Annotated in this window: 20 protein-coding genes, 1 tRNA gene and 2 pseudogenes; 12 read left to right on the top strand and 11 right to left on the bottom strand. The window is 60.5% G+C overall.

Translation table 11 applies throughout. The annotated features are described in order from the left end of the window. The first annotated feature begins 35 nt into the window (after positions 1-35). Positions 36-1,130: a D-alanine--D-alanine ligase gene (gene ddlA / locus AB4O23_RS00700; protein WP_017529946.1), complete on the top strand. Its 1,095-nt coding sequence runs from the start codon at positions 36-38 to the stop codon at positions 1,128-1,130. A 25-nt stretch (positions 1,131-1,155) separates the two neighbouring features. Here ddlA and AB4O23_RS00695 read toward each other — a convergent pair. The 9 genes and pseudogenes from AB4O23_RS00695 to AB4O23_RS00655 all read right to left on the bottom strand — a co-directional run bounded on the left by AB4O23_RS00695 (position 1,156) and on the right by AB4O23_RS00655 (position 10,299). After that, positions 1,156-1,472, bottom strand: a pseudogene (locus tag AB4O23_RS00695) (helix-turn-helix domain-containing protein). Between the two features lie 112 nt (positions 1,473-1,584). Beyond that, complete coding sequence (locus AB4O23_RS00690) at positions 1,585-2,310, bottom strand: purine nucleoside phosphorylase YfiH/LACC1 family protein (RefSeq protein ID WP_026067424.1); 726 nt, start codon at positions 2,308-2,310, stop codon at positions 1,585-1,587. 22 nt (positions 2,311-2,332) lie between these two features. Beyond that, on the bottom strand, positions 2,333-4,162 hold the full coding sequence (gene ggt, locus AB4O23_RS00685; RefSeq protein ID WP_050554007.1) for a gamma-glutamyltransferase: 1,830 nt from the start codon (positions 4,160-4,162) through the stop codon (positions 2,333-2,335). A gap of 35 nt (positions 4,163-4,197) precedes the next feature. Continuing rightward, positions 4,198-4,977: a PhzF family phenazine biosynthesis protein gene (locus tag AB4O23_RS00680; protein WP_017529942.1), complete on the bottom strand. Its 780-nt coding sequence runs from the start codon at positions 4,975-4,977 to the stop codon at positions 4,198-4,200. A 183-nt stretch (positions 4,978-5,160) separates the two neighbouring features. Next, a complete protein-coding gene (locus AB4O23_RS00675) occupies positions 5,161-7,590 on the bottom strand; it encodes a TonB-dependent siderophore receptor (RefSeq protein ID WP_068933653.1) in 2,430 nt (809 codons plus the stop codon). Positions 7,591-7,683: 93 nt separating this feature from the next. Beyond that, positions 7,684-8,628, bottom strand: coding sequence for a FecR domain-containing protein (locus AB4O23_RS00670; protein ID WP_137219990.1), 945 nt, complete (start codon positions 8,626-8,628; stop codon positions 7,684-7,686). Further along, complete coding sequence (locus tag AB4O23_RS00665) at positions 8,625-9,149, bottom strand: sigma-70 family RNA polymerase sigma factor (protein ID WP_017529939.1); 525 nt, start codon at positions 9,147-9,149, stop codon at positions 8,625-8,627. Before AB4O23_RS00665 ends, AB4O23_RS00670 begins: the two co-directional genes overlap by 4 nt. 196 nt (positions 9,150-9,345) lie before the next feature. Further along, positions 9,346-9,422, bottom strand: a tRNA-Met gene (locus tag AB4O23_RS00660). Positions 9,423-9,747: 325 nt separating this feature from the next. Further along, complete coding sequence (locus AB4O23_RS00655) at positions 9,748-10,299, bottom strand: RNA polymerase sigma factor (protein WP_017529938.1); 552 nt, start codon at positions 10,297-10,299, stop codon at positions 9,748-9,750. A 262-nt stretch (positions 10,300-10,561) separates the two neighbouring features. On the opposite strand from AB4O23_RS00655, the gene AB4O23_RS00650 reads away from it, so the two are divergent. The 11 genes and pseudogenes from AB4O23_RS00650 to sctU all read left to right on the top strand — a co-directional run bounded on the left by AB4O23_RS00650 (position 10,562) and on the right by sctU (position 20,662). Next, positions 10,562-11,617 carry a TyeA family type III secretion system gatekeeper subunit gene (locus AB4O23_RS00650; RefSeq protein WP_026067423.1) on the top strand — a complete coding sequence of 352 codons (1,056 nt, stop codon included), beginning with the start codon at positions 10,562-10,564 and terminating at the stop codon, positions 11,615-11,617. Beyond that, positions 11,614-13,707, top strand: a complete 2,094-nt coding sequence (gene sctV, locus AB4O23_RS00645) for a type III secretion system export apparatus subunit SctV (RefSeq protein WP_017529935.1) — start codon at positions 11,614-11,616, stop codon at positions 13,705-13,707. The genes AB4O23_RS00650 and sctV overlap by 4 nt, the downstream gene beginning before the upstream one ends. A 37-nt stretch (positions 13,708-13,744) precedes the next feature. Next, a complete protein-coding gene (locus tag AB4O23_RS00640) occupies positions 13,745-14,638 on the top strand; it encodes an FHA domain-containing protein (protein ID WP_017529934.1) in 894 nt (297 codons plus the stop codon). Further along, the gene (locus AB4O23_RS00635; protein WP_017529933.1) at positions 14,635-15,993 is read left to right on the top strand and encodes a FliI/YscN family ATPase; all 1,359 of its coding nucleotides are present in this window, start codon (positions 14,635-14,637) and stop codon (positions 15,991-15,993) included. Before AB4O23_RS00640 ends, AB4O23_RS00635 begins: the two co-directional genes overlap by 4 nt. Continuing rightward, positions 15,980-16,393: a type III secretion system stalk subunit SctO gene (gene sctO, locus AB4O23_RS00630; RefSeq protein ID WP_017529932.1), complete on the top strand. Its 414-nt coding sequence runs from the start codon at positions 15,980-15,982 to the stop codon at positions 16,391-16,393. The genes AB4O23_RS00635 and sctO overlap by 14 nt, the downstream gene beginning before the upstream one ends. After that, positions 16,390-16,839, top strand: coding sequence for a type III secretion system HrpP C-terminal domain-containing protein (locus tag AB4O23_RS00625; RefSeq protein ID WP_116079859.1), 450 nt, complete (start codon positions 16,390-16,392; stop codon positions 16,837-16,839). The genes sctO and AB4O23_RS00625 overlap by 4 nt, the downstream gene beginning before the upstream one ends. Further along, complete coding sequence (locus tag AB4O23_RS00620) at positions 16,836-17,849, top strand: FliM/FliN family flagellar motor switch protein (protein WP_460089506.1); 1,014 nt, start codon at positions 16,836-16,838, stop codon at positions 17,847-17,849. The genes AB4O23_RS00625 and AB4O23_RS00620 overlap by 4 nt, the downstream gene beginning before the upstream one ends. Continuing rightward, the gene (gene sctR / locus AB4O23_RS00615) at positions 17,846-18,499 is read left to right on the top strand and encodes a type III secretion system export apparatus subunit SctR (protein WP_017529929.1); all 654 of its coding nucleotides are present in this window, start codon (positions 17,846-17,848) and stop codon (positions 18,497-18,499) included. Before AB4O23_RS00620 ends, sctR begins: the two co-directional genes overlap by 4 nt. 7 nt (positions 18,500-18,506) lie before the next feature. After that, positions 18,507-18,770: a type III secretion system export apparatus subunit SctS gene (gene sctS / locus AB4O23_RS00610; RefSeq protein ID WP_017529928.1), complete on the top strand. Its 264-nt coding sequence runs from the start codon at positions 18,507-18,509 to the stop codon at positions 18,768-18,770. Positions 18,771-18,780: 10 nt separating this feature from the next. Then, positions 18,781-19,569 (top strand): type III secretion system export apparatus subunit SctT, encoded by a 789-nt coding sequence (gene sctT / locus AB4O23_RS00605; RefSeq protein WP_460147435.1) that lies wholly within the window; start codon positions 18,781-18,783, stop codon positions 19,567-19,569. Then, positions 19,566-20,662 (top strand): annotated as a pseudogene (gene sctU / locus AB4O23_RS00600) (type III secretion system export apparatus subunit SctU). Before sctT ends, sctU begins: the two are co-directional and overlap by 4 nt. Positions 20,663-20,776: 114 nt before the next feature. Here sctU and hrpT read toward each other — a convergent pair. Continuing rightward, positions 20,777-20,980, bottom strand: coding sequence for an HrpT family type III secretion system protein (gene hrpT, locus AB4O23_RS00595; RefSeq protein WP_017529925.1), 204 nt, complete (start codon positions 20,978-20,980; stop codon positions 20,777-20,779). Next, entirely contained in the window at positions 20,977-23,109 is a 2,133-nt protein-coding gene (gene sctC / locus AB4O23_RS00590) for a type III secretion system outer membrane ring subunit SctC (RefSeq protein WP_460138545.1), read from the bottom strand. The genes hrpT and sctC overlap by 4 nt, the downstream gene beginning before the upstream one ends. Positions 23,110-23,132 lie beyond the last annotated feature (23 nt).

Genomic DNA, 23,132 nt, shown 5'->3' with positions numbered 1-23,132 from the left:
GTAAGAAGCCTTACGTTCAACAGTGAGGCTGGGTCATGAGCAAGGTGCGGGTAGGGATTATTTTTGGGGGCCGTTCGGCCGAACACGAAGTCTCGTTGCAATCGGCGCGCAATATCGTCGATGCGCTGGACCGTTCGCGCTTCGAGCCGGTGCTGATCGGTATCGACAAGGCCGGCCACTGGCACCTCAACGACACCTCGAACTTCCTGCTCAACAGCGAAAACCCGGCGCTCATTGCCCTCAACCAATCCAACCGCGAACTGGCGGTGGTGCCCGGCAAGGCCAGCCAGCAAGTGGTGGAAACCGCGGGCCAGGGCGTGCTGGAACACATTGATGTGATCTTCCCCATCGTCCACGGCACCCTCGGCGAAGACGGCTGCCTGCAAGGCCTGCTGCGCATGGCGGACTTGCCTTTTGTCGGCTCCGACGTACTCGGCTCGGCCGTGTGCATGGACAAGGACGTCAGCAAACGCCTGCTGCGCGACGCCGGCATTGCCGTGACCCCGTTTATCACCCTGACCCGCCGCAACGCCGCGCGCACCTCTTTTGAGGCCGCCGTGAATAAGCTCGGCCTGCCGATGTTCGTCAAACCGGCCAATCAAGGCTCGTCGGTCGGTGTGAGCAAAATCGCCAGTGAGGCCGAGTACCATGCCGCGGTTGAACTGGCGTTGGGTTTCGACGAAAAAGTGCTGGTGGAATCAGCCGTCCGGGGCCGCGAAATCGAATGCGCGGTGCTGGGTAACGACAACCCCATCGCCAGCGGTTGCGGCGAGATCGTCGTGAGCAATGGCTTTTACTCCTACGACAGCAAATACATCGACGATCAGGCGGCGCGAGTGGTGGTGCCGGCGGCTATCAGCCACGCGGCCAGCGAGCGGATTCGCAGCCTGGCCCTTGAGGCGTTCGGGGTGCTGGGGTGTGCAGGCCTGGCGCGGGTCGATGTGTTCCTCACCGATGACGGCGAAGTATTGATCAATGAAATCAACTCGCTGCCCGGTTTTACCCGTATCAGCATGTACCCCAAGCTATGGCAGGCGGCTGGGATGAGCTACAGCGAGTTGGTGAGCCGGTTGATCGAGCTGGCGCTGGAGCGGCATGCGGGGCGCAAGGGGTTGAAGATCAGTCGCTGATCTTAGAAAGAGGTCAGTAACGCCATCAGGCGTTACTGAGGACCTCACGAAAAACGTCTGGTCGGATGGTGGCAATGTGCAGCAGTGAGCGTGCTGCGCCGGAGGGTGAGCGCCGGCCTTGCTCCCATTCTTGAAGCGTTCTTACAGAAACCCCCAGCAACTCGGCGAATTTGGGTTGTGACAAGCCTGTTTTACTGCTTGCTTCGGCCGCTTGAGTGGTTTCTACGTGATGGACGCCGCCATGACGGCCCGCGCCTTCACGTCCACGATGGCGGCGAGCAATTCCTCGCCAATATTGCGCTTGGCGTCGCGTTCTCTTAGCTCTTTCTCAGTGAGTGGCATGGTTCATTTCCTTCGCGATTTTATACAGGACATGCGCTGGAATATTCTCGGTGGCGCCTTTGCCATAAATCAGCAGTGCTACCAGCGATCCGCGAAGGGTGTAGGAGCCATGTCACCGATCAGTACGACCAATCCACGAATACAACAACGTCTTCGCCTCCTCCGGGTGATGCGTCCTTCGGCGGTAGCTGGCAAACATCGTTGAAGTGCAATACGTACACACCTCACTCACCTCGATCTGTTCTCGCCGAACCCCGGCCGCTTGCAGCAGCATCAGCCCGTATCCGCTCAAGTCAAACCAGGCACTTTGTGCTTGCCGCGCCTGCGGTGGGGTGATCTGCGGTGGCAACAACGGCTTGGGTTGCGCAACGCTCCATGGTGCTTCGCCGTCACGCCACGTGTGCCCTTGATCCGCCTGAAACTCGGTAATAAACCCTTCGCTCACTTCATAACAGCAGGGCTTGATCGACGGCCCGATTGCAACGTGCAGTTGGTCGGCCGCAAGCCCCAGATCGGCAAAACGCCGCACCGTATTCGCCACGATCCCGCGTTGCAGTCCCTTCCAGCCACCATGAATCGCCGCCACATGCTGACCGTCCTGCGATGCGAGCAGAATGGGCAGGCAATCTGCGGTGATCACTGCGACAGGTTGATGCGTGTGCGCAAGCACCCCATCGGCCTCGACCGTATTGGCCACCAGCCCTGCCTGCCACTCAATCACCGCGGCACTGTGCACCTGCTTGCAGATAAACAGGTTATCCGGACGCAGCGGATCGTTGATCGAACAGAAACCATGATCGACGCCCGCAATGGCGCCGAGATTTTTTGCCTGGTGCAAAGGGTTGCCTCCGCTCAGTACCTCAGTCGCCGACCGCTTCGCCTTCGCGTCGTGGGTCGGCACCGCCACTCAATGACACTTTTCCCTGAGCATCCCGCGTACGAACAATCGCCTGGATACCGCTGGTCATCTCAATGTCGCTCAAGGCGTGGCCTTTGTCCTTGAGCGCCTGTTTCAACCCTGGGCTGAACAAGCCGGCCTCCAGCTCCGTAGGCCCATTGCGGCTACCGAAGTTGGGCAAGTTGATGGCGGTTTGCGGGTCGAGGTGCCAGTCGAGCATCGCCACCAGGGATTTGCTCACGTACTCAATGATCTGCGAACCGCCGGGCGAGCCGACCGTGGCCAGCAATTCACCGCTCTGGCGGTCGAACACCAGGGTGGGTGCCATGGCCGAGCGCGGGCGTTTGCCCGGTTGTACACGGTTGGCGACGGGTTGGCCGTTTTCTTCAGGGATGAACGAGAAATCGGTCATTTGGTTGTTCAGTAAAAAGCCCTGCACCATCACATGTGAGCCAAACGCGGCTTCCACCGTGGTGGTCATCGACACGGCGCCACCCTGGTCATCCACCGCCACCACTTGTGAGGTGGAGATGCGCAGCGGCGAACGGTCTGGCGCATACGCTACTTGAATACCGGCAGGCTGGCCTGGCTTGGCGATGCCCATGCTGCGCTTACCGATCAATGTGGCGCGTCGGGCCAGGTAATCCGGGGCCACAAGGCCCGCGACCGGCACGGGCGTGAAGTCCGCATCGGCCACATATAGCGCGCGGTCGGCGAAGGCCAGGCGGCCGGCTTCGGCAATCAGGTGGACGGCTTCGGGTGCTGGCTCCAGCCCGGCAGGTGATGCGGTTTTCACCGGTGTCATCGGCGCGATGGCCAGGCGCGGGTCGCGGGCCTCCAACGCCTGTAATGTCCCCAGGATCTGGGCGACGGCGATCCCACCCGACGACGGTGGCGGCATGCCGCAGATTTTCCAGCGTTTGTAATCGGTGCACAGTGGCGCGCGTTCCTTGGCGGCGTAGCCCTTGAGATCCGCCTGGGACAGGGTGCCCGCGTTGCGGTTGCCCTGCACTTTGCGCGCAATCTCGTCGGCAATCGCGCCGTGGTAAAGCGCATCCGGCCCTTCCTTGGCGATGCGCCTGAACACCGCGGCCAGCGCCGGGTTTTTCAACAGCGTGCCGGTGGCCTTGGGGGTGCCATCGGCATTCAGGAAGTAGGCTGCCATCTCTGGCGATTGCGGGATAAAGCGATCTGCGGCGATCAAACTGTGCAAGCGTGGGGAAATGGCAAAGCCCTGTTCAGACAAACGAATCGCCGGCTCGAACAGCGTGGCCCATTGCAGCCGGCCAGTTTTCTGGTGCGCCATTTGCAACGCGCGCAACACGCCGGGCGTACCCACCGAGCGCCCGCCGATCTGCGCATCGGTGAAGGCCAGCGGCGTACCGTCAGCGTTCAGGAACAACCGCTCAGTCGCTCCGGCCGGGGCCGTTTCGCGGCCGTCATAGGCGTGCACGTTGTTGCCGTCCCACAGCATGATGAACGCGCCACCGCCGATGCCGGAAGATTGCGGTTCCACCAGGGTCAGCACGGCCTGCATGGCAATGGCTGCATCTATCGCCGAACCGCCTTGGCGCAACATCTCACGCCCGGCTTCGGCGGCCAGCGGGTTGGCGGCGGCGGCCATATGGCGTGTGGCATGTTGGGTGGCCAGATCGGTGCGATAGCCTGACCCCAACTCCGGTGCCGGTGGCTGTTCGTTGACCGGGGTGTGGCAGGCCGCGAGGGCCAGGGCTGCGGCGATGACCGACAATTGACGGCGGGAAATCGAAAACACGCGCTGAACTCCGTTCATTTTGAGAATGATCTGTTGTCCTGGGGAGCTGCTTTTTACAGGTGAATCTGGCCTTGCAGATACAGCACGGCCTTGCCGGAAATGATCACGCGGTCCCCCTTGAGCTCGCAGCGCAACTGGCCACGGCGCTGGCCGCCTTGTTCTGCTGTCAGTGTTGTCTTACCCAGGCGCTCGGCCCAGAACGGCGCCAGCGAGGTGTGCGCCGAACCTGTAACCGGGTCTTCATTGACGCCCACATTCGGCCCGAACCAACGTGAGATGAAATCAAACTGTGTGCCCTTGGCGGTCACCGCGATGCCGCGCTTAGGCAGGCCCTTGAGGCTCGCGAAATCCGGTGCAAGCGCCGCGACCTGGGCTTCGTTGTCCACCCGTACGATGTAGTCATCGGTGCCAAATACCTCGGCGGTTTCAACCCCTAGTGCTTTCAGCATGCCGGCTGGCGGCTCACAGCGCTCAGGTTGCCTGGCCGGAAAATCCATCGCCAGTTCGTCGCCTTGGCGCGTGACCCGAAGCTCACCGCTGCGGGTGGAAAAACGCAGCACGTCAGGCGCATCGCGCAGTTGGTTGATCAACACCCACGCGGCTGCCAGCGTGGCATGGCCGCACAGGTCCACTTCGACTTGCGGGGTAAACCAGCGCAACTCATAGAACCCATCACGGGGCACGAAGTAAGCGGTTTCGGAGAGGTTGTTTTCGGCGGCGATGTTTTGCAGTTGCTCATCCGCCAGCCACTCGCCAAGCGGGCACACCGCCGCCGGGTTACCGCCAAAGGGCCGATGGGTGAAGGCGTCGACTTGATAGATGTCCAGTATCACTGTGGCGTACTCCGTGTGTGGGGGGAGGCTGGACACTAACAGTGGGGTCGGGCGAGCGTCAAAATACAGATGGGCAGTATTTTTGCGTGCATCTGTGATTGCGCCACTGCGATTGCCTGGCTGGCACATAGCCAAAAAAAACGGCATACCGAAGTATGCCGAATGAGAGGCGGGCAATCGTAGTCAGAACTTGGCGCGCAGTGTCATGGACACGGCACGGGGATCACCGAAGATATTCCCGTCCTGGAAGGTGTTAATCCGCTGGAAGTACTTCTTGTCGGCCAGGTTGGTGCCGAGTAAGTCGGCGGAGAGGTTTTGCGTGATCTGGTAGCCAATGCCCGCATCGTACAAGGCGTATCCGCCCTGGCGCAGTTTGGTGCCGTTCATGCCGATGCCGGGGACATCCAGTTTGTTGTAGGTCTCGCTGACGACGCTGACGCCGCCCTGGAGACTCCACTTCTCCAGCTCACCGGGCAGTTTGTACAGGCTCCAGACCCGCAACATGTTTTTCGGCAGGTAGGTCTGCAACTGCTCGTTGGCGCTGTCATAGCGTTTGTAGGTGTGGGTGAAGTTTGCGCTGAGAAACCAATCGGGCGTCATCTGCCCACTCAGTTCCGCCTCGAAGCCGCGCGTGCGTGCCTTACCGCCGGCCACCACGGCGCGCGAGGCAGGGTCGTTCATATCTGGAATCGCGCGGTTTTCTTCTTCGATCTGGAACGCGGCCAGCGAGGCGTTCAACGCGCCATCGAGGAACTCGCCCTTGATTCCCACTTCGTGCTGCTTGCCTTCCAGCGGCTTGAGGATGTTGTTGTTGATGTCCAGGTTGCTGACGGCCTGCGGTTGGAACACTCCGGAATAGTTGGCATACAAGGAGTAGGTATCGTTGAGGTCGTAGATCAGCCCGTAAAACGGGGTGAATTTCTGCGACACGCTGTCACCGTTCTTTTGCGACGGTGAACCCGCCTCGGGCTGGTGCTGGCTGCGGTGCATCTCAAGCCAGGTCAAGCGCCCGCCGAGCACCAGCGTCAACGGGTCGGCAAGGCTCAGGCGCAGATTGCTGTAGAGCGCTTTGGCGCGGGTGTTGGCCACGCTGGTGGGCAATTTGTCCGAGTCCGGGAAGGCCGGGTAAGCAAAGTCGGGCTGCGGATTCTTGAGATCTACGTCACCCAGGTAATCCGAGAAATACCCCCCGTTGGAGGCGAATTCGGAGCGCGAATAGTTGGCGCCCAGCAGCACTTTGTGTTCACGCCCCAGCAAGCTGAATGGACCGTCGACATACACGTCGGCCTCGTCCTGTTTTTCCCGGTAATCAAACATGATCGAGTTCATCGACACCTGCTTGTCCACCGGGTCTATGCCTCCACCGTTGCGCGCGTAAGCCTGGGTCAAGTCGTAGTTATTGTCGGCGTGTCGCAGGGACAACTTGGTTTTCCAGCCATCCCCTAACTGATGCTCGAGTTCGGTGAATACGGCGGTGCTCCAGAAGTAGTCACGGTTCCAGTCTTCACCGTAAAAATGTTTGCGCGACGCATCCGGCAGCGACATGGCCGCCTCACCGGCCGCATTGGTGTAACGATAGGCCGGCAGCGAGCGCTGGGCGCTGCGGATGTCGGTATTCTGATTGCTCGCTCCGATGGTCCAGACGGTGTCCGGCGTCAGGTCGATATCGACAATGCCATAGATCTGATTCGACTCACGCTTGCCGCCACCGTCGTAGTAGTAACCCTTGTCGTGCTCGCTGAGTACCAGGCGCCCACGCACATTACCGCTCTCGGTCAACGGGCCGGTGGCGTCCACCATGCCACGGTAGTCATCCCATGAGCCGGCGCTGATTTGCGCCGAGACTGCCGCCTCGGCCAGCGGTCGCTTGCGTACCAGGTTGATGCTGCCGCCGGGGCCGCCGGCACCGGTCAAGCTGCCGGACGGCCCTTTAAGTACCTCAACGCGGTCATACATGGTCAAGTCGGGAGACAGGAACACCCGGTTGTCCATGGTGGTCGGCGTACCGTCCAATTGCAGCGAGGTCATTTCGAAACCCCGCGAGAAAAAACTCAGGCGGCTGGCATCGATTCGCTGCACGGTTACGCCGCCGACCTTGCCCAACGCATCTTCAAGGGTATACAGGTTTTGTTTTTGAATGCGCTCCTGGCCAATCACGTTGATCGTCTGCGGCACCTCGCGCAGACGCAGCGGGACTTTCGTGCCCACGGAGACGGTCGGGGCTTCGGTCTGCATGCCGACAATCGCTTGCGCCGGTAGCGTCATGCTGCCGAAGGCATCCAGTGTCAGGGTGCCCCCAGAGGTGGTACGTACTGACAGGCCGCTGCCTTCAATGGCCATTTGTGCAGCCTGCTCGGCGTTCATGGTGCCCTTGATGGCTGGCGCGCGCAGCCCGGCGGCGAGATTCGGCACATACACAATTTCGCTGTCGCTCTGGCGAGCGATGCGGTCGAGGGTCGCCGCCAGGGCGTCGGCCGGCAAGTCAAAATGGTGTAGAGACTGGCTGCCCGTCGACGCCGATTCGGCAAGGCTGGTCGACGCGTATCCCTGGGCCAGTAAAAGGGCGAAGCACACAGACGTCAGCCTGAACGCACTGTTAAAACGATTGGACATAGGTCACTCCATGTTGGCGGCTCCGCTTTTATTAGCGGTTTATGTCTATGTCCAACGAGATTGAAAAAGCGATACAGGGCAGATGAAAAAAACTCAGCCGCGCAGTTCGATCTGGGTCCAGAAGCCCAGGTACTCCTTCCTGCGTACAGGCAGGATCTGCTCCAGCGCGGCAAGTGCGCGGTCACTGCTGTCCAGGGGGAACAGACCGGAGACACGTAGCCTGGCCGCCGCCGGGCTGATGCGTAACACCCCGCGCCGATAAGGCTGCAATGCCTCGATCACGTCGCCCAGCGACCAGTCGTCCACACTGAGCTTGCCGCTTTCCCAACTGCTTTCGCCTTTACGATTCGCCGCCAGTGGCGTGATGCCTTTGGAGTCCAGGCGTGCCCCCGCGCCGCTCTGGAGCACTGAACAAAAGCCGTTGGGGCGAGCAACGCAGAGGTTGGACCGCATGCCCCACACGTGCGCGGAGCCGTCTTGCAGCGAAACCATAAAGCGCGTGGCGGTGCCGCGTGCAAATCCGTAGGGCGTTTGCACAACCAACGGTCGAGGGTCGTCACTCGCCTCAATCACCAGCTTGCCGGCATGCAGCATCAGGTTGCGTTCACTCTTGGTGAAATTGATATCCACCGCACTGCGCGCATCCAGCAGCAACGTGCTGCCATCCGCCAGGTTGAAGTTCGCCCGTTGCGCGGTGGCGGTCCGAAAGTCGGCGCCGACGGTGCTCAACAGTGTGCTCTGCCGACCCACCAGCGCCACACCGATGCCCACGCCGCCGAATACCAGCGCGCCACGCAGCAGGCGCCGTCGCTGCAGGTCGGGGGCTTGCAGCACTCGGCGTACTTGTGAGTCCGCGCCGCGTACAAGGGGGGAAAACGTCGCACCCAAATGCCCCTGCACTTTCTCCCAGGCCTGGGCGTTGCTCGGGTTGGCAAACCAGGCGTCGAAGGCCTTTTGTTCGTCGGCCAGGACTTCGCCCGAACGCATGCAGGCCATCCACTCGATGGCTTCATCGACCGCTGAGCACGTGCGTTTCATTCGTGCCTCAGCTGCTGGCAGCACAGCTTCAAACCCTTGGCCACGTATTGGCGCACCCGGATAGTCGAGACGCCGATCAGCTCGGCAATGTCGGCATACTTCATACCGTCTACCTGGCTGCATAGAAATGCGGTACGGGCCCGCGACGAAAGGCCTGCCAGCAAGGTATCGATTTCAAGCAATGCTTCAATTGCCAGGGCGTGGGCTTCAGGGGAGGGGGCGAAGGCTTCGGGTTGCAACGCCAACACTTCCAGGTAGGCGCGCTCCAGATCGCGTCGGCGCCAAGTGTCATACATCAAGCGCTTGGCAATGGTGGTCAGCAGCGCCCTGGGTTCGCGTATCGCCTGCGGCTCGGATAAGGCGACAACCTGCGCAAACACTTCGGCAGCCATGTCAGCGGCATCATAAGTACAACCAAGCCGCGCCCGCAGGCGGCTGAGCAGCCACCCGTGGTGGTCGCCAAAAAGACTGTGCAGAACCGTCTGCCGAACACTGGAAGAAGCGAGCGCAACGTGGGTAATCGGAGTGTACTTAATGATAATTCTTATCATTATCACGGGTGTTGCGATTTTTTCAAGGTGCCATGAGATTTCAGGCATTGGCCATGTTTTAGGAGTAGGGGGATACGGCGCTGAACGCCAGAAACAAGAAAGCCCGCACGAGGCGGGCTTCTTGGGGTGATTCACAGACTGCTGTAGACATCTATGGATCGGTACTTGGTGGCTACGCAGGGACTTGAACCCCGGACCCCAGCATTATGAATGCTATGCTCTAACCAACTGAGCTACGTAGCCAAGTGGCGCGCATTATTCGCGTAGAACGGAAATGCGTCAAGCGTTTATTTTTAATTTTTATCTGCGCTTTCAACTGTTTAACCAAAAATGCCAGTTTTGGGGCGGCTACAGCCCAACGCGGACCAGCGCTCTCGCCACAGAGGGTTGAACTCGCCCTCATGGGAGACGTGTGCAGGCAGTCGAGGGCTACGCGGGAGTGGGGGGGCCGGGCGATATGCGGATGATCGCTGGCGGGGCTTCGGGTTGCTGGCGCTCTTGCAGCGGCGTACCCAAAAATTTGTGATCGAGTTGGGCAATATCCCTGCCGCCCAACACTTGGTTTTGCTTATGGGTAAATCGAGCTGTGGGTGACACGCTTGAGGTGTTCGCGCGCCCGTGACAGGCGTGAGCGAACGGTGCCTATGGGGATGTCCAACACGTCGGCAGTGTCCTGGTAGCTGCCGTCGGTTTCCAGTGAGGCGTACAGCGTTTTACGCATTTCCGCAGGTAGGTGGTCAATGGCGCTCAAGGTATTTTCCAGGCGCCGGTTGATCTCGAACTCCCAGTCCAGGTTTTTGTTGTCTTCCTGGCCATGCCACAGCGACTCGTCGAATTCGCAATGCACCGGCTTGGCATACAGGCGCCTGAAGTGGTTGCGGATCAGGTTCTGCGCGATGCCGCACATCCAGGTGCTGAGGGCCGCCTGGCCACTGAAACGTTCCCTGTTACGCCATGCTTCCAGGTACGTCAGTTGCAGGATGTCGTCCGCATCTTCGTGGTTGAGCACGCGTTTGTGAATAAAACGGCGGAGTTTTTTTTGTTGGTCGTCCGTCAGTTCGAGCATGAATTGAGGCGAGCCGCCAACAAGGTGCGCTAAAGCATCAATAGGGATATTCACGGTGTTTTCCTCAAGGTAGACACTGTCGAAAAGTTTTCGACGAGAACCCCTTTAGCACTGGCTGTGCCAACCGAGAGAAACGTTCAACCTACTGATTTATATAGATAAATATATTTAAATAGAGTGCTGCTGCGCAATTTTTTGCAAAAGGCCTCGATGGTTTGTGTCGGTCTTTTCAAGGCAGTCGACGGATAAACTTTGATGGAACCGTATCGGCGCGCGTTGCCACATAGGGACACACTCTTCCCGTCTTGGCATGCTCATGAAAGTCGAAGCTCTTAACGATGTGCCATCGTCCCAACGCCTGGATCAATCGGTCGTTGCACGCGTCTCCACGCCTGAGCCAGTCAAGCTCGAGGAGCTTGCCCAGCTCTTCGACCAAGAAGTAGTGGCCAATAACCGAGTGCTGCGCGCGACGTCGATACGCGTTCCGCCTGTCGAGCAGCTTGCGCAACTTTATGATCAGCTTGGTCATCCGGCCCAGGAGACCTTCGCGGCTATTTCTCGGCGGTTCAGGCAGCAGTTGCAGCACAACCCCAGTGCCGACAAGTTGCTGGAGCTTGCCGAGGGCGACCCGGCGCGTGCGTTCGTGGTGCTCCGGTACCTGGAAGTCCAGGCGGACGCTGAGGTGCGCTCGTCTGAAGCGGCCAAGGCGCGGGATGCCATTGCCATGCTGAGCATCGGTTACAAAGGGGAAATCCAGGCAGGCCTCAAATTCGCCACGGCGTTGCTGGAGGCCGGCGGCGATGCTCAGGAACGCCAGGCGCTGCGTGCTCTCTATTACGCCAGCGTGGCCACGCGCCAATCCCTGGCGACGATGATGCAGGCCCTGCTGGGTGTATACGGTGGCGATACGTTTTCCACCCGGCTCGGCAGCATGCGTAAGGCCTTGGCTGACGACATCGCAGTGCTGGTTTCTGCAATGCCCACCCCTCGGCTGCGCACCTTGTTGTTGGCCCTGCAAAGTTGCGCTCAGTTGAGCAGCGTGTTGGCCGGTTGCCAGGCGTTGAACCAGCGCCTGGCCCTGGACTGCGACGCCGTGAGCCTGCTGCAGCGCCTGCTGGGGTACGCCGGCAGCGGGATTGATGCGGGTGAAGTCCTGCGCCTTGGGCATGATCTGGGAAGTGCCCCGAATACCCAGCAAGTGGTCCTGCTTAACGCGCTTTTCCCGCTGATTCGGCAACTGCCCCTGGCCTTGTGGCCGGACAGTCGAGTGCGTCAGAGCGCCCTGGATAGCTTTTTGGCGGTAATGGGCGAGCTGGACCGGGTTGAGCGCGGCCCCGCACGCTTTGTCGGTGGTCTGGGGGCTCCGGTGTGACCGTGCTGTCTACCGTCAACAAGGTGTTGCTCAAAGCGGCACAGCGTGCCGAAGTGCTGGGCGCCGTGGTGGTCCTGGGCATCGTGTTTATCTTTATCGTGCCGCTGCCCACCTGGCTGGTGGATATTCTTATCGCGGTCAACATCTGCATCTCATGCTTATTGATCGTGCTGGCGCTGTATTTGCCGGGGCCCCTGGCGTTCTCTTCGTTTCCGTCGATCTTGCTGCTGACCACCATGTTTCGTCTGGCGCTGTCGATCGCGACCACGCGCCTGATCCTGCTGGAACAGGACGCCGGCGACATTGTCGAGGCGTTCGGCAATTTCGTGGTGGGGGGCAACCTGGCAGTGGGGATGGTGATCTTCCTGATTCTGACCCTGGTCAATTTCCTGGTCATCACCAAGGGCTCGGAGCGGGTCGCCGAGGTCGCCGCGAGGTTCAGCCTGGATGCGATGCCGGGTAAGCAGATGTCCATCGACAGTGACTTGCGCGCCGGTCTTATCGACGGCATGCAAGCGCGGGAAAAACGCGAGCAGTTATCTCGCGAGAGCCAGCTGTTCGGCGCGATGGACGGGGCCATGAAGTTCGTCAAGGGCGACGCCATCGCCGGTTTGATTATCGTGGTGGTCAACCTGCTGGGCGGTTTTACCACGGGTATGTTCCAACACGATCTGAGTGCGGCCGAATCGATCCAATTGTATTCGGTGCTGACCATCGGCGACGGCCTGATCGCGCAGATTCCGGCGCTGCTGATCTCCCTTACGGCCGGCATGATCATCACTCGCGTGGCGCCGGCTGGGGGCAAGGGCATCACTCACATGGGCGCTGAAATTGCCCGGCAAATGACCAGTGAACCCAAGAGCTGGATGATTGCGTCGATAGGGATGCTCGCGTTTGCAGCGGTGCCCGGCATGCCCACCCTGGTGTTTATCCTGCTCGGCGCGGCAACCGGTGCCTTGGGGTATTACTTGATGCGTCAGCGTCAACGCAAGGACCAGCCCGAGGATGAAGCCGCCGACGCCGTCCGCCCCGAAGAGAACGGAGAGGAGGATTTGCGCGGGTTCGATCCCTCACGGCCTTATCTTTTGCAGTTCCCCCCGGCGTTGCGCGGCACACCTGAGGTGACGGATCTTATTCACGGGATCCGCCAGGCCCGAAATTCGCTGGTCGCCAATATCGGCCTGACATTGCCGCCGTTCGAGGTCGAGCTCGATGACGCCCTGGCCGACGACGAAATGCGCTTTTGCGTGCATGAAGTACCGATGATCAAAGCCTCGGTCGTCACCCGCTTGGCCGTTGATCGCGGGGCCTTCACGGCAGAGCCCGAGCACGCAATACCGGGGCTGGCCGAGCGTGACGAAGAGGGCTGGCTGTGGTTGCCGGCCGATGATCCGCTGCTTGATGACCCACAGTTGGAGCGCTTTAGCGCTACGAGCCTGATCATCGAACGCATGAGGCAGGCCATGATGCTCAGCGGGCCGCAGTTCCTGGGGATCCAGGAGAGCAAGGCGATACTCAGTTGGCTTGAGCACAACCAGTCGGAACTGGTGCAGGAGCTGCAGCGCATCATGCCGTTGTCGCGGTTTTCAGCGGTGTTGCAACGTTTGGCCAGTGAGGGCGTACCACTGCGAGCGGTGCGGCTGATTGTCGAAGCGCTGATCGAGTACGGCCAGCATGAGCGCGAACCGGACGCGCTTGCCGACTATGCGCGCATTGCCCTCAAGGCGCAGATCTTCCACCAGTACAGCGAAGAGGATGGTCTGCATGCCTGGTTGCTGTCCCCCCATAGCGAAAACATCTTGCGCGATGCCTTGCGCCAGACCCAGACCGGGGTGTTCTTTGCGCTTGATAGCGAAACCAGTGCCGCGTTGATCAACCTTCTCAACCAAGCTTTTACCTTACGTGCCAAAACTAAAAGTGTGATGTTGGTTGCGCAGGACCTGCGTAGTCCATTGCGCACCTTGTTGCTGGAGGAGTTCAACCATGTGCCGGTGTTGTCCTTTGCCGAGTTGGGAAGCACATCCAAGGTAAAGGTGCTGGGGCGTTTTGACCTTGGTCAGGATCAACTGATGCGCGGTGCGGCGGCATGATTGCCCAACCCGTTGCAACGCGCGGAAGGGCTCGCTGATGGTTGAGCTGCGCGTGCTCAATGGTCTGCGTCAGGGGGCCGCGTTGCCGCTTTTTGGCGAGACGTGGAGCATTGGCGCTCACCCTGACGCGGACCTGGTGCTGAATGATCCAGGCATCGCCGAGCAGCACGCGCGGTTGCGGTTGATCGGCGCCAATTGGTCCGTGCAGGCCGAAGCGGGGCTGCTGCATGACGCCGAGGGGCAGGTGCTGGCGCAGATCACGAGCCTGACACTGAACGTACCGTTTTCAGTTGGGGCCATTCGTCTGTCTGTTGCCCTCGCCGAGCAGCCGTGGCCTGAGCTGCCCGCACCCACCCCGACGCAACGGGCCCATGAGGCGCCGCGTGCGTTGCCGTTGTCGTCCATGTCCCATGTGCAGCAAAAACGCCTGATCAGTGTGGTGCTGTTGGTTGCGGTGATCATCGCGGTAGTGGGCATGGTTTCCCCGGGGGAGCGTGATGCCCAGGCCTCCTTGATAGCGCCCGCGACGGCCAAACCGCTATTGGCCTCTGCGTTTGAAGTGCGGGAGCAATTGTTGAAGATGCTCGCCGAGCGCGAATTGAGCCAAAGGGTCAGCCTGGAGGTGGTCAATGGCCAGATCGTGCTCAACGGCGCGGTTTCCCCGGACGATGTGGAGCTGGTGTCGCGGATGCTCAACCGCTTTGGTGAGTTGTTCGACAACGCCGTGCCGGTGATCAGCCGCGTGCGTACGCGCGATGGGACGCTGCCGTTCAAGATTGTGCAGATCGTCGGCGGGCCGAACGGCCATGTCGTTCTGGAGGATGGCAGTCGGCTGTTTGTGGGTGACGAAGTGGAGAATGTGCGGTTGGTGCTGATCGACAATGCCAAGGTGGTCTTCGATGGCGCGCAGCGTTATGAGGTGCACTGGTGAGTGAGGAGCTGCGAGCACGCCTCGACGCCTGGGAGCGGCGCCAGACCCAGTCACTGAGCAACCTTTTGCCGGTGACGATGCGCGGTCGGGTCCAACGCGTCAACGGCATGTTGCTGCAATGCCGGTTGCCCGGCGCGCGTATCGGTGACCTGTGCCAGGTTGAAAAGTCTGTCGATGAACACATGCTGGCCGAGATCATCGGGTTCGATCAGCAGGACGCCGTCCTCAGCGCCTTGGGCAATCTTGAAGGGGTACGCGTGGGCGCGGGCGTGCAGCGTCTGGGCGTGTCGCATCAGGTGCGGGTCAGTGATGAGCTGCTGGGGCAAGTGCTGGATGGCTTCGGACGACCGATTACCGGTGTTGGCCCCAGCGCGTTTGTCGAGACCGAGAGCCCCGATGCCAGCATGGTGTTGTGTGAGGCCCCTTTGCCGACCGACCGGCCGAGGATCCATCGGGCCCTGGCTACCGGGGTGCGCTCGATCGATGGTTTGTTGACGCTTGGCGAGGGCCAGCGTGTGGGTCTGTTTGCCGGCGCGGGCTGTGGCAAGACCACCTTGCTGGCCGAAATTGCCCGGAACGTCGAGTGCGACGTGATTGTGTTCGGCTTGATCGGCGAGCGCGGCCGGGAGCTGCGTGAATTTCTCGACCATGAGCTGGATGAGCAATTGCGGGCCAAGGCCGTGCTGGTGTGCGCGACGTCCGACCGCTCCAGCATGGAACGAGCCCGTGCAGCGTTCACGGCCACCGCGCTGGCCGAGGGTTATCGCCGTGAGGGTAAGCGGGTGTTGCTGTTGATCGACTCCTTGACCCGGTTCGCGCGCGCGCAGCGGGAAATCGGCTTGGCGGCCGGTGAGCCTTTGGGCCGTGGCGGCTTGCCGCCTTCGGTATACAGCTTGCTGCCGCGGTTGGTGGAGCGCGCCGGGTTGACGCGCGACGGCGTGATCACCGCGATCTACACCGTGCTTATCGAGCAGGACTCCATGAGCGACCCGGTGGCGGATGAGGTCCGCTCGCTGCTCGATGGTCATATTGTGCTGTCGCGCAAACTGGCTGAGCGTGGTCACTACCCAGCGGTTGACGTACTGGCCAGCCTTTCGCGGATTCTGAGCAATGTCGCGACGCCTGAGCATATTAATGCCGGCACCGCGCTGCGACGCCTGTTATCGGCGTACCAGCAGATCGAGTTGATGCTCAAGCTGGGTGAGTATCAGGCCGGCAGTGACGCGCTGACCGACCTGGCAGTGGACAGTCGCGCGGCGGTGGATGGTTTTCTGCGTCAGGACTTGCGCGGGCCTTCAGCGATAGAGACGACCCTGCAACAACTGACGGAGCTGACGGCCTATGTCCCTTTCTGAGTTGGAAACCCTGCGGCGTCTGCGCAAGCATCGGGCAGACCGCGCCGAGCGCGTCCTGGGCGAGGCTAAAAGGCATCAGCGAGCGCTGCAATTGCAAGTCGAGCAGGCGCAGCGCGTCCTTGAGCAAACCCGCCTGCAGGAAGCCCAGCAAGGTGCGCAGCTATTGAGCAAGCATCAAGGGCAAGTGATCTCGTTTCAGGAACTCAAATCGTGGAATACGCAGGAACGCTCGTTGTCCGCCAGCACGCTGCGCGAAGAAGCGCAGGTGCGTGGGTTGCACGGGCAGCAAGAGCAGCAGGTGGCCCAGGTCGACACTGCGCAAAAGCAGGCCACCCAATGCTTGCGCGAAGTCGAAAAGCTTTTGGAGTTATCAAGGTTACTGCTGCAGGAAGAAACATGAGCAAGATATCTGAAGGCAAGCCCGAGCGGCCTGGTGCGCGCGAATATGGCGCCGACGAGGAACCCGCCGTTGGCGGTGCGGTGCCGGTGGACGCCATGCGTGTGTTCGCCCGGCTGCTGGTCAATGCCGATGGCGTAGGCGGTTATGTTTCCTGCGCTCGCGCACCGCAGTTGTGGGCGAACAGGTTGATGATCGAGGCGCTGGCTGAGCAATTGGCGCCTCGAATACAGGCAGGTATGCAATGGCCGCTGCTGGCGGTGCTTTACCTGCGAGGGCAGGGGCGAATCAAGGCTTGTGTGCAGCGCCAATCGGGCGTCTGGAACATCGGGCTGCACGCTGAAGAACAGCACGCCACGCGATGGCTCGGCGCAGTGAGCAACAGCCTTCAAAACCGGCTGAGCGAAGCCTTGGGGCAGGCTGTCGATGTGCGCGTGACCTCGGCATGATCCTGTCCGCGTTAACACTGCCATTGGTTGAAGCCACCAGGGTGGCGGCGCTGCATCGGCTTGGGCGCGGCTTACGCATGCCGTTTGCGGTTGGCGATCAGCACGGCGCGTTTTCGCTCGAGCCAGGCTGTGCCCCTGACGCTGCCAGCCCGTTTTTTTTCGAGAGCGCCCTGGGTGTGCTCGCGTTCTCCGACCCCGAGGCGATGTTCAGCCTGATGGGTGAATGCCCGGTGACCCTGGCCGAGGTCGGCAACGACCCGACCTCCTGGTTCTGGGAGCTGTTCCAGCACCACCTTAGCCCGCAAGTGTTGGCGTTATTTGGTTACCTGCGTTTGCTGCCGACGCCCAGGAAGCTGAACTTTGGTTGTCGTTTTACGGTGACGCTGGGGCCTTCCAGGGTTGCAGGTTACCTGTGGATGGCTCCGCAGAGCTTGCTGGCTGCGTATGCGGCGGGCCCGTGGGAGCCGACGTGCGATCCGCTGCCTGCCTCTTTTCCGTTGGTCATAACGGCGTCCCTTGGCCGCTTGAACCTGCCCGTCGCGCAAGTGCGCGGCTTGCGCGCGGGTGATGTGTTGATACTCGAGCAGGCGTTTTTCGATGTGCAGGGCCAGGGCCACCTGCATGTCGGCCGTCATCGGCTGCACGGGCGTATTGATGATGAATCCGGGCGGTGGTGCCTGAACCTTACTGCGATAGAGGAAGCGCGTGTGAACGAAGAGTTTGTAATACCGGAGTATGCGCAAGAGGAGCCGGATCAGCCGATGGAGGATGTCTTTGGCCGGGAACCCTTTGATGACTTGAGTATGGCGCTGACCGTGCGCTGTGGCGTCTTGAACCTGACCCTGGGCGAACTGCGCAATCTGGCGCCCGGTGCTGTGTTGGGCATCACCGGCTATGCCCCCGGTACCGCCGGCCTGTATTACGCCGACCGGCCGATTGGGCAGGGGCAGTTGGTGGAAGTAGACGGGCGCCTCGGTTTGCAGTTGTCGCGCGTGGTGTTCTCGCGATGATATTCCAGGGCGTCGACCCCGTTGTCCTGGCGTTGTTTTTTGGTGCGCTGTCGTTGCTGCCGATGCTGTTAGTGGTGTGCACGGCGTTCTTGAAAATTGTCATTGTGCTGATGATTACGCGTAACGCCATCGGTGTTCAGCAGGTGCCTCCAAGCATGGCGATCAATGGCATCGCTCTGGCCGCCACGCTTTTCGTCATGGCCCCCGTGGGCTATCAGATCGCCGAAAACCTCCAGAGCACGCCCCTGGACATGAGTAGCGTGCAGACGATGCAAGAGACCGGCCTTGTGGCCGTGCAACCGTTACGCATGTTCATGAAACGCAACACCGATCCGGATGTATTGACCCATCTGCACGAAAACAGCGTGCGCATGTGGCCGCCTGAAATGGCGCAGAGCACCCAGCGCGAAGACTTGATTTTGCTGATCCCGGCCTTTGTGGTGTCGCAGCTGCAGGCCGGGTTCGAGATCGGTTTCCTGATCTACATTCCGTTCATCGTCATCGATCTGATTGTGTCCAACCTGCTATTGGCGCTGGGTATGCAGATGGTGTCGCCCATGACCATTTCCCTGCCGCTCAAGTTGTTGTTGTTCGTCATGGTTTCCGGATGGTCGCGGTTGCTCGACAGCCTTTTCCTTTCTTACCTTTGAGTGCCCCATGGAACCGATCGTGCTGTTCAAGCAAGGCATGCTGTTGGTGGTGGTGCTGTCGGCACCGCCACTGATCGTGGCGGTGATTGTCGGTGTGCTGACGTCGCTGGTCCAAGCCCTGATGCAGATACAGGACCAGACCCTGCCCTTTGGCATCAAGCTGGTTGCCGTGGGCGTCACACTGATATTGACGGGGCGCTGGATCGGCGTGGAGTTGATTCAACTGATCAACCTGATGTTCGACATGATCGCCCGCTCGGCACTCAACTGAGGGCATGCCCGTGCTGCTTTATCTCGAACTTTTGCCCAGCCTGCTGATCGCCATGGCGCGTATCTATCCGTGTGCCATTCTGGTGCCGGCGTTCTGTTTCCAGCATGTTCGCGGTTTGTCTCGGCACGCCATCGTGATGGTCCTGGCGTTCATTCCGGCGCCAGGTATTCACGCGGTATTGGCGGGCCAGGACTACTCTGCGCTGATGATCCTCGGGCTGATACTCAAGGAGGCGGCCCTGGGTATGTTGCTGGGGGTGCTGTTGGCGATGCCCTTCTGGATGTTCGAGTCAGTCGGCGCACTGTTGGACAACCAGCGTGGCGCCTTGGCGGGTGGCCAACTCAACCCTTCACTGGGGCCGGACGCGACGCCCGTGGGGCATCTGTTCAAGCAGTTGGTGATTTACCTGCTGATCGCCGTGCTGGGGCTGAGCGTCCTCACACAAGTGATCTGGGACAGTTACCAACTGTGGCCGACCACGGCCTGGGTGCCGCTGCCGGCCGTCAATGGGTTCGGCATTTTCCTGGGCCTGCTCAGCGATACCTTTAACCACATGATGCTCTACGTGGCGCCCTTTGTTGCGGTGCTGCTGCTCCTGGAGTTCGGCATCGCACTGTTGGGGGTTTACAGTCAGCAATTGCAGGTGAGCACCCTGGCGCCGCCGGTCAAGAGCCTCGCGGGCATCGCCGTTCTGTTGCTGTACTTTGCGTTGCTGCAGGACTTGATCGTCGGGCGCCTGAGCCTGCTAGGCGACCTCAAGCACTCACTCGGGCTGATGTTTCAGGCCTCGACGCCATGAGTGATTCGGGGGAAAAAAGCACCCGGCGTCCGCCAAAAAGCTGCGCGATCAACGCAAGAAAGGTCAGGTTTCCCAAAGCAAGGACGTCGGCAAGTTGCTGGTGCTCACGGCCATCAGCGAGCTTGCGTTGTTCACCGCCCAAACCAGCATGCAACGCTTTCAGCAACTGATGGCACTGCCCATGTCGAGCATGGCCCAGCCCTTTGCACGGGCATTGGAAGAAGTGCTGTTTGAAGGGCTGAAGGTGTTTTTCTCGTTCGCGCTGTTAATGGCCGGCACGGCGATACTCATGAAGCTGATCAGCGGCTGGATGCAGTTCGGATTTCTGTTTGCTCCAGAGACGTTGAAGCTCGATTTCAACCGGATCAACCCGCTCAAGCAACTCAAGCAGATGTTCTCGGCCAAAGCGGTCATGGACCTGCTGATGAGCCTTGCCAAGGCAGTGCTCCTGGGGGTGGTGTTGTATGGGGTGATCTGGCCGTCATTGGGCACGCTGATCAACCTGGCCAACAGTGACCTGCACACTTATATCGTGGCGCTGATCACGCTGTTCCGCCATTTGCTGCATGTCTGCCTGGGGTTGCTGCTGGTGCTGGCGCTGATTGACCTGGCGATGCAAAAACATTTTTTCGCCAAGAGCATGCGCATGACCCAGGTCGAGGTCGTCAAAGAGTACAAGGACATGGAAGGCGACCCGCATGTGAAGGGCCAGCGCCGCTCGTTGGCCTATCAATTGGCTCAGGAAGAACCCAAGGTCAAGCTGCCCAAATTGGAGGAGGCCGACATGTTGGTCGTCAACCCGACGCACTTTGCCGTGGCCCTGTACTACCGGCCCGGCAACACGCCTTTGCCCGTGCTGGTGAACAAAGGCACGGACGACGAGGCACGCGAATTGATCCGGCAGGCCAAGGCGGCCGAGGTGCCGGTGATTCAGTGTGTGTGGTTGGCCCGCACCCTCTACACGCACAAGCTGGGTGCGAGCATCCCCCGCGAAACCTTGCAGGCTGTAGCGTTGATCTATCGTACGTTGCGCGAGCTCGATGATGAGGCCAAGCGCGAAACCCTGGAGTTGCCGGAGCTGGAGTTGCGCTGATCAGCGCCGCATCCGCGTTGTGCCAGGCCGGATGCCCCAGGCCGAGGGCAGGTGAGCGGCAGCGCCGCTCACCTGATAACCTCGGGCGTTAACGGTTGCAGCGCGACTGAAAACTCATCGTTCCAGCGAGATCGTCTGGTAGTCCGCGCGCTCGCCGGACGGGCCGGGCTCGCTGCGCATCTGCGGTGGCCACCAGATCACGATGGTGTCTTTGGTCGCTTGTGGGCGGGAGCAGGAGTCGCCTCTGCAAGTGGGGCTGCAGCCGCTGATAAGCAGCACTGTGCTGATCAAGATGAGGCACAACGAGCGGTGTTTCATGGGGTGGCCTTCTGAACGGGAGTGATCAAGGAGGGGCGGGGCACGCTGAGGTACTCATCTTTGACTACCGGGCGCATGGCGATGAATACCTCGGCTTCTTCACCGGGTTTGAGCCAGGCACGCGGCCATACGGTGACCGCCAGGGTCTGCGAATTGCTGCATTCTTTTTCGTCGATGCGCACATTGCGTTTGAACTGATTGCGCAGCACGACCACGGCTACGTTGAACTGCGGGCCGGCGTACCACTGACTGCGTTCGGTATTCATGGCCAGCAGCTCGCGAGTGCTGCACAAGGTGTCCAGCCCCAGTGGCATGGGGGCCGCCTTGAATGCCTGGGGCACTTCCCCCGCAACCAGATGGGCCAGGGTGCTGGTGATGTCACTGCGTTTGATGACCGGCTCGTGTTCGGCATAACGCCTGGCTAATGGCTTGAGCGCGACCTGAAGCTCGACCTGATCGTCCTGCGGCAAGTAACGTGAAGGGTCGGCTTGATCACCGACCACGCGTGGAGTCAGGATAAACAGGCGTTCGCGACGATTGTTCTGGCGCTCGCTGGAAGAGAACAACGCCTTGCCCAGCAAGGGTATATCCCCCAGAAGGGGAACCTTGTTGCGCTTGTCGACGCTTTCGGTGACATGAAACCCACCCACTACCAGTGAGCGCTTTTCCGCCATGACCGCCTGGGTGCTGACATTGCCCCGGCGTACATCGGGGCCCAGGCGGTTGGGGTTGGATTCGTCGAAGTTGCCGTCTTCGATATCCACCAGCAGGTGAACCTGATGAGTGCCGCGTGTGGTAATCACCCTGGGCACGACTTGCAGGCTGGTACCCACTGTAATCGGCAGCACGGTGGCGACTTCTGTACCCGCCGTGAGGTATTGGGTGCGGTTGAAGTCAATCACCGACGGCTGGTTTTCCAGGGTGAGCACGGAGGGGTTGGAGACCATGGTCGCCAGTCCGCGTTGCTCCAGTGCACGTATTTTGGCAAAGAAACGGTCACGGTTTTCGATCGACAGCTGCGATGAGCTACCCGGTGCCAGCCTCATGTCGCTGCTGAAATGACGGTTGCCCCAATTGATCCCGAATTCGCGCAATTGTTCGCGTTCTATGTCGAGGATGATCGCGTCGATTTCCACCATTTTGCGCGCCACGTCGAGCTGGGCAATCAGCTCGCGGTACATCGCCTGTCGCTCCGGGAGGTCATAGATCAGCACGGCGTTGTTGCGTATATCGGCCTCGACGCGGATTTTGCTTGTGGGAACCGGGGCCCTGGGGGTGAGCGTCGCTCCCGTGCCCAACTCCCCAGCGTTCGTCGTCTGGCCGAGCATTTGCCCCAGCATCGGGTTGCTCAGCCGGGGGAAGTTCGGCGTGATGGGCGAGGGCTGTGATGCGAAGGGGCCGGGGTTAAGGCTGGAGAGCGAGGACGTTGCCCGAGGCTCCAATAACCCACGCAACATGCTGGCGACGCCAGGGAGGGTTAGTTTTTCGCCGCGATAGTCTATCTGTCGGTCTCCCGCGTTGGCAAATTTCAGCGGGTAGCTGAGTACGCTCTGTTTTTCGTCGGGAGATTTACGCTGGCTGCTGAATTGCTTGATCTGCTCGATGTAACGCTTGGGGCCAGAGACCAGCACGACCCCTTCATCCGGCAATTCACCCCAGCCGAAACGGCTATCGAGCAGACCGATGTCGGTCAGCGCCCTCTTGAGGTCGGCAACGGTCTCGGCAGACACCTCCAGACGCGCGGACTCCTGCAGGTCCAGGGTGCTGATATAGAGCGTTTTGTTGTACAGGAACCACTGGAAACGGTGCTCTACCGCCAGCCTGTCGAGCATCGACTGCGGGGTATTGGCGCGTATCTTGCCATTCACGCTCCCCTCCAGCAGGCCGTCTATTTGCACCTGTATACCAAAGGTCTGAGCGAAGTCCTCCAGCACTTCTTGTAGGGGCTTATGCTCGGCTTCATACGCATAGGCGGTGTTTTTCCATTCGGTGGGAATAGCGGCAAGCGCGCTGTGCAGCGGCGCCAGCAAAAAGGGCAGGGCGAGCAGGCAGCGCCAGTGAGGGCTTTTTATTGGCGCAGGGCGCGGGTTTAAACGCAGGCCGGTGGGCTTGTTGAGTTTGCTATACATGACAGGTTCTCTGTTTCAGTGCC

The sequence above is a fragment of the Pseudomonas sp. H2_A10 genome (genome assembly GCF_054680085.1).
The sequence above is the reverse complement of the archived record's forward strand: the minus strand, read 5'-3'. Positions and strand labels throughout refer to the sequence as shown.